General features: G+C 65.6%; 10 protein-coding genes. All 10 read left to right on the top strand.

What is annotated here, in order from left to right; translation table 11 throughout:
- The coding region (locus EOD07_RS11575) for an ATP-binding protein (RefSeq protein ID WP_127235544.1) at positions 1–728 on the top strand (728 nt) is incomplete at its 5' end.
- The gene (locus EOD07_RS37600; protein WP_164772182.1) at positions 725–868 is read left to right on the top strand and encodes a hypothetical protein; all 144 of its coding nucleotides are present in this window, start codon (positions 725–727) and stop codon (positions 866–868) included. The genes EOD07_RS11575 and EOD07_RS37600, both read left to right, overlap by 4 nt.
- Entirely contained in the window at positions 865–1,302 is a 438-nt protein-coding gene (locus EOD07_RS11570) for a hypothetical protein (RefSeq protein ID WP_041005389.1), read from the top strand. Before EOD07_RS37600 ends, EOD07_RS11570 begins: the two co-directional genes overlap by 4 nt.
- Before the next feature lie 121 nt (positions 1,303–1,423).
- Positions 1,424–2,560, top strand: a complete 1,137-nt coding sequence (gene ccmI, locus EOD07_RS11565; RefSeq protein WP_127235543.1) for a c-type cytochrome biogenesis protein CcmI — start codon at positions 1,424–1,426, stop codon at positions 2,558–2,560.
- Positions 2,561–2,564: 4 nt separating this feature from the next.
- The gene (gene ccmE, locus EOD07_RS11560) at positions 2,565–3,008 is read left to right on the top strand and encodes a cytochrome c maturation protein CcmE (protein ID WP_127235542.1); all 444 of its coding nucleotides are present in this window, start codon (positions 2,565–2,567) and stop codon (positions 3,006–3,008) included.
- The gene (locus tag EOD07_RS11555; RefSeq protein WP_127235541.1) at positions 3,008–4,993 is read left to right on the top strand and encodes a heme lyase CcmF/NrfE family subunit; all 1,986 of its coding nucleotides are present in this window, start codon (positions 3,008–3,010) and stop codon (positions 4,991–4,993) included. The genes ccmE and EOD07_RS11555 overlap by 1 nt, the downstream gene beginning before the upstream one ends.
- Positions 4,990–5,451, top strand: a complete 462-nt coding sequence (locus tag EOD07_RS11550) for a cytochrome c-type biogenesis protein (RefSeq protein ID WP_127235540.1) — start codon at positions 4,990–4,992, stop codon at positions 5,449–5,451. Before EOD07_RS11555 ends, EOD07_RS11550 begins: the two co-directional genes overlap by 4 nt.
- Before the next feature lie 164 nt (positions 5,452–5,615).
- A complete protein-coding gene (locus EOD07_RS11545) occupies positions 5,616–7,166 on the top strand; it encodes a Do family serine endopeptidase (protein ID WP_127235539.1) in 1,551 nt (516 codons plus the stop codon).
- Between the two features lie 203 nt (positions 7,167–7,369).
- A complete protein-coding gene (locus EOD07_RS11540) occupies positions 7,370–8,044 on the top strand; it encodes a response regulator transcription factor (RefSeq protein WP_040991372.1) in 675 nt (224 codons plus the stop codon).
- A gap of 109 nt (positions 8,045–8,153) precedes the next feature.
- Positions 8,154–9,525: HAMP domain-containing sensor histidine kinase (locus EOD07_RS11535; RefSeq protein ID WP_164772181.1), on the top strand; the 1,372-nt coding region annotated here is incomplete at its 3' end.

The following is a 9,525-nucleotide window of genomic DNA, read 5'->3' as shown; positions in this document are numbered from 1 at the left end:
CCGCGCAGCGGCTCGACGGCAGCTTCCCGGCCGAGATCGCGCCGCTGGCCAACGAGACCAATGCGCTGATCGAGAACAATCGGCGCATCGTCGAGCGCTCGCGCACCCAGGTCGGCAACCTTGCCCATTCGCTGAAGACGCCTTTGGCCGTTCTGATCAATGAGGGCCGCGCGCTCGGCGGTGCCAAGGGCCAGCTGATCGCCGATCAGGCGGCCTCCATGCAGAAACAGGTCGACCATTATCTGCAGCGCGCGCGTGTCGCCGCGCAGCGCGACAGCGTTGTCTTCCGCACGCCGGTTTCGCCGCTGGTCGAACGCATGGTGCGCGTGCTGCGCAAGCTCAACCCGCAAACGCGGCTGACGCTGTCCCTGCCGCCGGCCGAGATCGTCTTTGCCGGCGAGCGCGAGGATCTCGAGGAACTGCTCGGCAATCTGCTCGACAATGCGATGAAATGGGCAAAAAGCGCGGTTGCCGTGACGATCGCCACTATTTCGGGAAGCGGCAACCTGTTTGAAATCGTTATAGAGGATGACGGTCCGGGCATTCCCGAGGACAGCGCGCGAGAGGTGTTGAAGCGTGGCAAGAGACTGGACGAGACGAAGCCGGGAACAGGGCTTGGCCTTGCCATTGTCGCCGACCTCGTCAACGAGTATGGAGGCTCGCTGGCGCTGGAACGGTCCGGCATGGGGGGCTTGAGGGTGGTGGTGAGATTGCGGAGCCTTCAGTGATGTTTCTTATCGATTTGCGTGCGGCTGCCGACGGCCAAATTTCCGACAAATATCAACACTATGGCGATGACAACCTCCTGATGGCGCGCCCCCAGTCTATCCAGTTCCATCCCGCTGAAGAGAACCGGTTGTCGGCATGAAGATTCGCGTCGCGCTCGTTTCCGCCCTGCTCGCCGTTTCCGGCTGCACGACGTTGGGCAGGGGAGGGCCGACCTCTCCTGTCACGCCTGTTTCCACGCCGCCGACCGGCGGCAAGGTCTCGACCAGCATCGTCTCGGCCATGAATGGCGGGCTTATCGGCGGGTCGATCGGCTCGGGCCTCAGCGATGCCGAAAAGCGCAAGGGGCTGGAGGCGGAGTACAAGGCGCTGGAATACAACGCCAGCGGCCAGAAAGTGACGTGGAAGAGCGACAACGCCGCGCATTACGGCGAGGTCGTCGCCGCCCAGCCTTACCGGGTCGGCTCGCAGGATTGCCGCCAGTACACCCACACCGTCTACACCAGCGGCGCGGGCGTCACCGCGCGCGGCACCGCGTGCCGCAATGCCGACGGCAGCTGGACGCCGCTGACCTAAGGTAGGGGCAACAGCCGGCGCGATTTTTGATATCGATCAAGGCTGTGCGGCGCCTCTGCCGTCAAAGCGTCGCACGATGGTCGTGTTGGCAGGGCAGGACTCTGCCGTTATTGGAATAGGCATGCTGTTCTGGGTCATAGCCGCAATCCTCACGCTGGGCGCCAGCCTGGCGGTGCTGTTGCCGCTCACCGGCGGTATGAAGGGCGCGTCGCCGGCCGGCGATCACGATCTCGAAGTCTATCGCGACCAGCTTTCCGAGCTCGACCGCGACATGGCGCGCGGCCTGATCCAGCCCGGAGAGGCCGAGGAGGCGCGTGCCGAGATCGGCCGGCGCATCCTGCGTCTGGGCGCGGCTGCGCAGCCGGGCTCCCCCGCGCTCAAGCCATCGCACGGCGCCAGATGGGTCGCCAGCGTGGCCGTGCTTGTGGTTCCCCTGCTGAGCTGGGGGCTCTACGGCATGCTCGGCTCTCCCGATCTGCCGTCGCAGCCGCTGGCCGAGCGTCTGGCCAAGAACCCGGCCGATTCCTCGGTCGACGAACTGGTCGCCCGCGCCGAGGCCCATCTCGCCGCCAATCCGTCGGACGGCAAGGGCTGGGACGTGCTGGCGCCGATCTATCTTAGGCTGCAGCGCTTTCCTGACGCCGTGACCGCCTACCGCAACGCCATCCGCCTCGACGGCGACAGCGCCGTGCGCCAGTCTGGCCTCGGCGAGGCGATCGCCAGCGCCGCCGGCGGCATCGTTTCGGCGGACGCCCAAAAAGCCTTCGAGGCGGCCCTGAAGCTCGATCCGGCCAACGCCAAGGCCAATTTCTACTTGGGCGTCGGCCTCGCTCAGGAAGGCAAGAAGGCCGAAGCCGTCGCCGCCTGGCAAAAGATGCTCGCCCAGCTCGCGCCGGATTCGCCTTGGCGCAGCGCCGTCCAGCAGGCGCTTGACGAGGCCGGCGGGCCTGCTGTCGCCGACGCCACGCCGGCCAACGGCCCCGACGCGCAGCAGATGGAAGCCGCGCAGCAGATGTCGCCGCAGGACCGGCAGGCGATGATCGAGACCATGGTCGCGGGGTTGGACGACAAATTGAAGCAGAATCCCCGCGACGAGGAAGGATGGATGCGGCTCATCCGTTCCTATGTCGTGCTTGGCAAGGCCGACCAGGCGCGGGGCGCGCTCGGCCGCGCTGTCGCCGCCTTTGGCGCGGACAGCGAACAGGCCAAGAAATTCACCGCCTTCGCCGCCTCGCTCGGCGTGACGGCGACGGAGTAAGGCAATGACGCGCAAGCAGAAGCGGTTGTCGGTGATCGTGGCGGGCCTGGCTTTCCTCGGGGCCGCCGCGGGACTCACCTTCTACGCGCTCGGCCAGAAGGCGTCCTATTTCTACATGCCGGCCGAACTGGCCACGGCAAGCCTCCAGCCTGGGCAGCGCATCCGTCTTGGCGGCCTCGTCGAGAGCGGCACCGTGATGCGCGGCAACGGCGCAACCGTCGCTTTCTCGGTTACCGACACGCAGAAGTCGGTCAAGGTGACCTACACAGGTATCCTGCCCGATCTCTTCCGCGAGGGGCAGGGGGTCATCACCGAGGGCGCTTTCGGCCCGGATGGCGTTTTCGTCGCCGACAGCGTTCTGGCCAAGCATGACGAGCGCTATATGCCGAAGGAAGTCGCCGACGGGCTCAAGGCCAAGGGCGTCTGGGTGGAAGGCAAGAGCCAATAATGGTTGAGACCGGACATTTCGCCCTCGTGCTCGCCTTTGCGCTGTCGCTGGTGCAGATGCTGGTGCCGCTGGTCGGCGCCCGCACCGGCAACCAGCGGCTGATGGCGGTCGGCGGTCCAGTGACCGTCACCGGCTTCGCGCTCACCGCTCTGTCCTTCGCGGCCCTTGCGGGCGCCTATGCCGGTTCGGACTTCTCGGTGGCGAACGTGTGGGAGAATTCCCATTCGCTGCAGCCGATGATCTACAAGATCACCGGCACCTGGGGAAACCACGAAGGCTCGATGCTGCTGTGGGTGCTGATCCTGACCTTCTTCGGCACGCTTGTCGCCGTCTTCGGCAACAATTTGCCAGCAACGCTCAAGGCCAATGTACTGGCTGTGCAGGGCATGATCGGCGCCGCCTTCTTCCTGTTCATCCTGACGACGTCCAATCCGTTCATGCGCCTCAGCCCGGCGCCGGTCGAGGGGCGCGACCTCAACCCGGTCCTGCAGGACCTCGGCCTTGCCATCCATCCGCCGCTCCTCTACCTCGGCTATGTCGGCTTCTCGATCTGCTTCTCCTTCTCGGTCGCGGCGCTGATCGAAGGCCGCATCGACGCCTCCTGGGCGCGCTGGGTGCGGCCCTGGACGCTTGTCGCGTGGATGTTTTTGACCGGTGGAATCGCGATGGGTTCCTACTGGGCCTATTACGAGCTCGGCTGGGGCGGCTTCTGGTTCTGGGATCCGGTCGAGAACGCCTCCTTCATGCCCTGGCTCGCGGGCACCGCGCTGCTTCATTCGGCCATCGTCATGGAGAAGCGCTCGGCGCTGAAGATCTGGACGCTGCTCTTGGCCATCCTCACCTTCTCGCTGTCGCTGCTCGGCACCTTCCTGGTGCGTTCCGGCGTGCTTACCTCGGTGCACGCCTTCGCCACCGATCCGGCGCGCGGCGTCTTCATCCTGTGCATCCTGACTTTGTTCATCGGCGGCTCGCTGACGCTGTTTGCGCTGCGCGCTTCGCAACTGACGGCCGGCGGCCTGTTCCATCCGATCTCGCGCGAGGGCGCGCTGGTGCTGAACAACCTGTTCCTCACCACCGCCACGGCAACGGTGCTGGTCGGCACGCTCTACCCGCTGGCGCTTGAGGCGTTGACCGGCGGCAAGATCTCGGTCGGCGCCCCCTTCTTCGACCTGACCTTCGGCCCGCTGATGCTGCCGCTGCTTGCGATCGTGCCGTTCGGCCCGCTGCTCGCCTGGAAGCGCGGCGACGTCATTGCCGCTTCGCAGCGGCTGATGGCTGCTTTCGCCCTGGCGATCGCCGCGATGCTGGTCACCGGCCTGTTCATCGACGGCGCCTCGGTCTTTGCCGCCCTCGGCGTCGGCCTCGCCGTCTGGCTGGTCGCCGGCGCGCTGACCGACCTTGCCGTCAAATCCGGTTTCGGATCCGTGGCGCCGGCCGCCGTGCTTCGCCGCTTCGCCGGCCTGCCGCGCTCGGTCTTCGGCACGGCGCTTGCCCATCTCGGCCTTGGGCTGACCTTGCTCGGCATCGTCGGCACACTCTGCTTCGGCACGGAGAAGATCCTCACCATGCGTGCCGGCGAAACGGTGGAGCTCTCCGGCCACACGTTGCGCTTCGAGGGGCTCGTCCCACAGAAGGGTCCGAACTTCACCGAGGATCGCGGCCGCTTCCTTCTTATGAACTCCGACGGCAACGCCGATGGCGCGATCACATCGGCCAAACGTTTCTACCCGGCGCGCCAGATGGTGACGACCGAGTCCGGCATCAGGACGCTGGGCCTGAGCCAGCTCTATCTGTCGCTCGGCGACGAGAACAATGACGGCTCCGTCGTCGTGCGCCTCTGGTGGAAGCCGCTGGTGACGCTGATCTGGGGTGGCGGGCTGGTGATGATGGCGGGCGCCGCCATGTCGCTGCTCGACCGCCGCCTGCGTGTCGGCGCGCCGGCGAGGCGGCGCAAGCCGGCCGCCGCCTTGGCGACCCCGACATGAGGTTGAGATTCTCGCTCGCCTCGCTGGTCCTGCTGCTGGCGCTGGCCTTTGCCGGCGCGGCGCAGGCGGTGAAACCCGATGAAGTGTTGCAGGACCCGGCGCTGGAGGCGAGGGCGCGTGCGCTGTCGGAAGGCCTGCGCTGCATGGTCTGCCAGAACCAGTCGATCGACGAATCCGACGCCGATCTTGCTCGCGACCTGCGCGTCCTCGTGCGCCAGCGGCTGGTGGCCGGCGACACCGACCAGCAGGTAATGGACTATATCGTCTCGCGCTATGGCGAATTCGTCCTGCTCAAGCCGCGCTTCAGCCTGCGCAACGCGCTTCTGTGGGGCACGCCGGTGCTTCTGCTTCTGGCCGGCGGCCTGTTCATTGTGCTGAGCAGCCGCTCGCGCCGCCCGGCATCGTCGGCGCTTTCGGCCGAGGAGCAGGCGGCGCTCGATAAGATGCTCAGCGATTAACGCCATCACCGAGCCTGGTGATTGAGTGCAACCGCTTCTGCGGTCAGCCAACATTACAAAACTTTCATGTACCGGAAATGGCGCCGTAATGTGCGGCTCTCTAATCCTCTTGCCCGAGGATGCTTCGCCTGAGCGCATCCCTTCGAAAGAGGAAACGAAACCCCATGAATATTGCCCCCAATTCATATTCTCGCACCCGAAAGCGCCTGATGGCCGCCGTCGCTTCCCTGGCCGTTGTCGGCACGGTTGGCGCGGGCATGCTCGCAACCGGCACCGCCCCCGTGCTGGCCGATGCCGTGCGCGTCGAAGCTCCGCAGATGCCGAGTTTCGCCGATGTCGTCGAGCACGTCTCTCCGGCGGTTGTCAGCGTCAAGGTCAAGGCCAAGATCCAGCCGACCGCCGATGACGGCTCCGACGATCAGGACGGCTTCGACAACCTGCCCGACAATCCGCAGCTGCGCCGCTTCTTCAAGGAATTCCGCGGTTTCGGCGACCAGGGGGGCCAGTTCGGCATGCGTCGCTTCAATCACCGCGACCACGGCAATGGCCAGCCGCGTCCGATCGCTCAAGGGTCGGGCTTCTTCATCTCCGAGGACGGCTATCTCGTCACCAACAACCATGTCGTGTCGGAAGGCTCCGATTTCAGTGTCGTTACCAATGACGGCAAGGAGCTCGACGCCAAGCTGATCGGCACCGATCCGCGTACCGATCTTGCCGTGCTCAAGGTCGATGGCGGCGGCAACAAGTTCACCTATGTCGACTTCGCCGACGATTCCAAAGTCCGCATCGGTGACTGGGTGGTTGCCGTCGGCAATCCGTTCGGCCTTGGCGGCACCGTCACCGCCGGCATCGTCTCGGCCCGCGGCCGTGACATCGGCGCCGGCCCCTATGACGACTTCATCCAGATCGACGCTTCGGTCAACCGCGGCAATTCGGGCGGCCCGACCTTCAACCTCAACGGCCAGGTGATCGGCATCAACACCGCCATCTTCTCGCCCTCGGGCGGCAGCGTCGGCATCGCCTTCGACATCCCGGCCTCGACCGCCAAGCAGGTCGTCCAGGATCTGATGAAGAGCGGCTCGGTCCAGCGCGGCTGGCTCGGCGTCGAGATCCAGCCGGTCACCTCCGACATCGCCGAGTCGCTCGGCCTGAAGTCGGACAAGGGCGCGCTGGTGTCGAGCGCCCAGGATGGCGGGCCGGGCAAGAAGGCGGGCATCGTCGCCGGCGACGTCATCACCCAGGTCGACGGCAAGGATGTCGCCTCGCCGAAGGAACTCGCTCGCATGATCGGCGCGCTCGCGCCGGGCAAATCGGTCGACGTCACCGTCTGGCGCGGCGGCAAGGACGAGACCGTCAAGGTCGATCTCGGCACGCTGCCCGCGAGCGACAAGCAGGCCTCGAACGGCGACAACAACAAGCAGTCGGCGCCCGCCGCCAAGCCCGATACGCTCGCCGATCTCGGCCTGACCGTCACCAAGGCCGAAAACGGCAAGGGCCTCGTGGTCACCGACGTCGATCCCGACAGCGACGCGGCCGATCGCGGCATCCAGCCCGGCGACGTCATCACCTCGATCAACTCGAACGAGGTGAACACGACCGACGACGTCTCCAAGGCGATGACCGATGCCGCCAAGGCCGGCCGCAAGGCCGTGCTGATGCAGATCACCCGCGACGACTCGAACCGCTTCGTGGCGCTGCCGGTCGGCAAAGGCTGATCTTTAGGATCTCGACTTTTCCCTGCGGCGGTATCAACACCCCCGAGCCGCCGCCGGGAAAACATGGGGCCGAGCACGTAAGTCAGTCACCGTGTTTCGCTCCTGGCGGCAGCGGGTTTCCCATCACCCGCTGCCGCTTTAACTTGAAGGCATGAAGAATGGCTGCCCCTCAACCTTCCAGTGAAATCGCGTATAACGGTCCCATGAAGATTCTCGTCATGGAAGACGATCGCGAGGCGGCGGATTACTTGCAGAAAGCCTTTGCCGAAGCGGGCCACACCGCCCATGTCGCCGGCGACGGCGAGACCGGCTTCGCGCTCGCCGATGCCGGCGACTATGACGTGATGGTGGTCGACCGCCTTATGCCGCGCCGCGACGGCCTGTCGGTGATCGCCGCACTTCGCTCGCGCGGCAACACCACGCCGGTGCTGATCCTGTCCGCGCTGGGCGAGGTCGACGACCGCGTCACCGGCTTGCGCGCCGGCGGCGACGATTATCTCACCAAGCCCTACGCCTTTTCCGAATTGCTCGCCCGTGTCGAGGTGCTGAACCGCCGCGCCAGCGCGCGCGAATCCGAGACCGTCTACCGCGTCGGCGATCTCGAGCTGGACCGGCTGTCGCATTCGGTCAAGCGCGCAGGCCGCGAGATCACGCTGCAGCCGCGCGAGTTCCGCCTGCTCGAATATCTGATGCGCCATGCCGGCCAGGTGGTGACGCGCACCATGCTTCTGGAAAATGTCTGGGACTATCATTTCGATCCGCAGACCAACGTCATCGACGTCCATGTCTCGCGCCTGCGCGGCAAGATCGAAAAGGGCTTCGACAAGCCGATACTGCACACGATCCGCGGCGCCGGCTACATGCTGAAAGGCGGATAAGCATGATCCCGAAAAGTGGGAACCGGTTTTCGGAACAGATCATGCTGCAACAAGGGGTTAGATCAGGATGACGATTCGGAAAATCGTCGTCCTGGTCTAAGAGCCCACTATGGCGTTATCCCTGCCGGCCATCATGAAGACGACGGCGGCCCGGCTCTCGGCGCTCTATCTTCTGCTTTTCGCGCTCTGCGCGGTGCTGCTCGTTCTCTACATGACGTCGCTGTCGGCACGCATGCTGACCGCGCAGACGCAGGAGACCATCAACGACGAGGTGTTGGGGCTGGCCCGCGCCTATCAGCGCGGCGGCCTGCCGGTGCTGGTGCGCGTCGTCGAGGCCCGTTCGCGCCAGCCCGGCGCCAATCTTTATCTGATCGCCGACGCCAACGGCCAGATCCTGACCGGCAATGTGCAGAGCCTGGAGCCGGGGGTGATAGAGACCGAGGGCTGGACCACGCAGCCCTTCTCCTACCAGCGCTTCGGCGAGGGTGAGCTCGACCGGCTGCGCAGCGGCAATACGGATCAGCCCGGTCCTCAGGCCGGCGAAAGCAATCCGCAGTCGGAAGGCGCGAAGGGCCATAACGCCATCGCGCTGGTGCTGAGGTTGCCTAACCAGATGATCATGCTGGTCGGCCGCGACCTCGGCGAGCCGGAACGCTTCCGCGCCGTCATCAGCCGCGCGTTGACCCTGGCGCTGGGCATGATGGGGCTTGGCGGTATCCTGATCTGGTTCTTTGTCGGGCGCGCCGCGCTGAAGCGCATCGACAGCGTCTCGGACGCCAGCCGCCGCATCATGGGCGGCGATCTCAGCGGACGTCTGCCGGTCACCGGCGCCGGCGACGAATTCGACCGCCTGTCGGAAAACCTCAATGCGATGCTGGCCAGGATCGCCATGCTGAACGAGGGGTTGAAGCAGGTCTCCGACAACATCGCCCATGATCTCAAGACGCCGCTGACCAGGCTTCGCAACCGCGCCGAGGCGACGCTCGCCGGCAGGCACAAGACGCAGGATTACCGCCAGGCGCTGGAAGGCACGATCGCGGAATCCGACCAGCTCATCAAGACGTTCAACGCCATCCTGATGATCTCGCGCCTGGAGGCCGGCTATTCCTCGGAACAGACCGGCCCCGTCGATCTCGCGGCCACGGTCAGCGATGTCGTCGAGCTCTACGAGCCGGTGGCGGAGGAAGCCGGCGTCGCGCTGGAAACGACCGTGGCCGAGGCCTTCACGATCAACGGCAACCGCGAGCTGATCGGCCAGGCGCTTTCCAACATCGTCGACAACGCCATCAAATATTCGACGGACGCCGCCGAGGCGCCGAAAGTGCGTGTGGCGTTGGAGCGCCTCGGCAACGAAATCAAGCTCACCGTCACCGACAATGGCCACGGCATTCCCGACGATGCCGATCGCGCCCGCGCCACAGAGCGTTTCGTGCGCCTGGAAAAGAGCCGCTCGCAGCCGGGCTCGGGTCTCGGCCTCAGCC

The organism is Mesorhizobium sp. M2C.T.Ca.TU.002.02.1.1, assembly GCF_003997225.1.
This window is presented reverse-complemented; position numbering and strand designations above follow the sequence as displayed.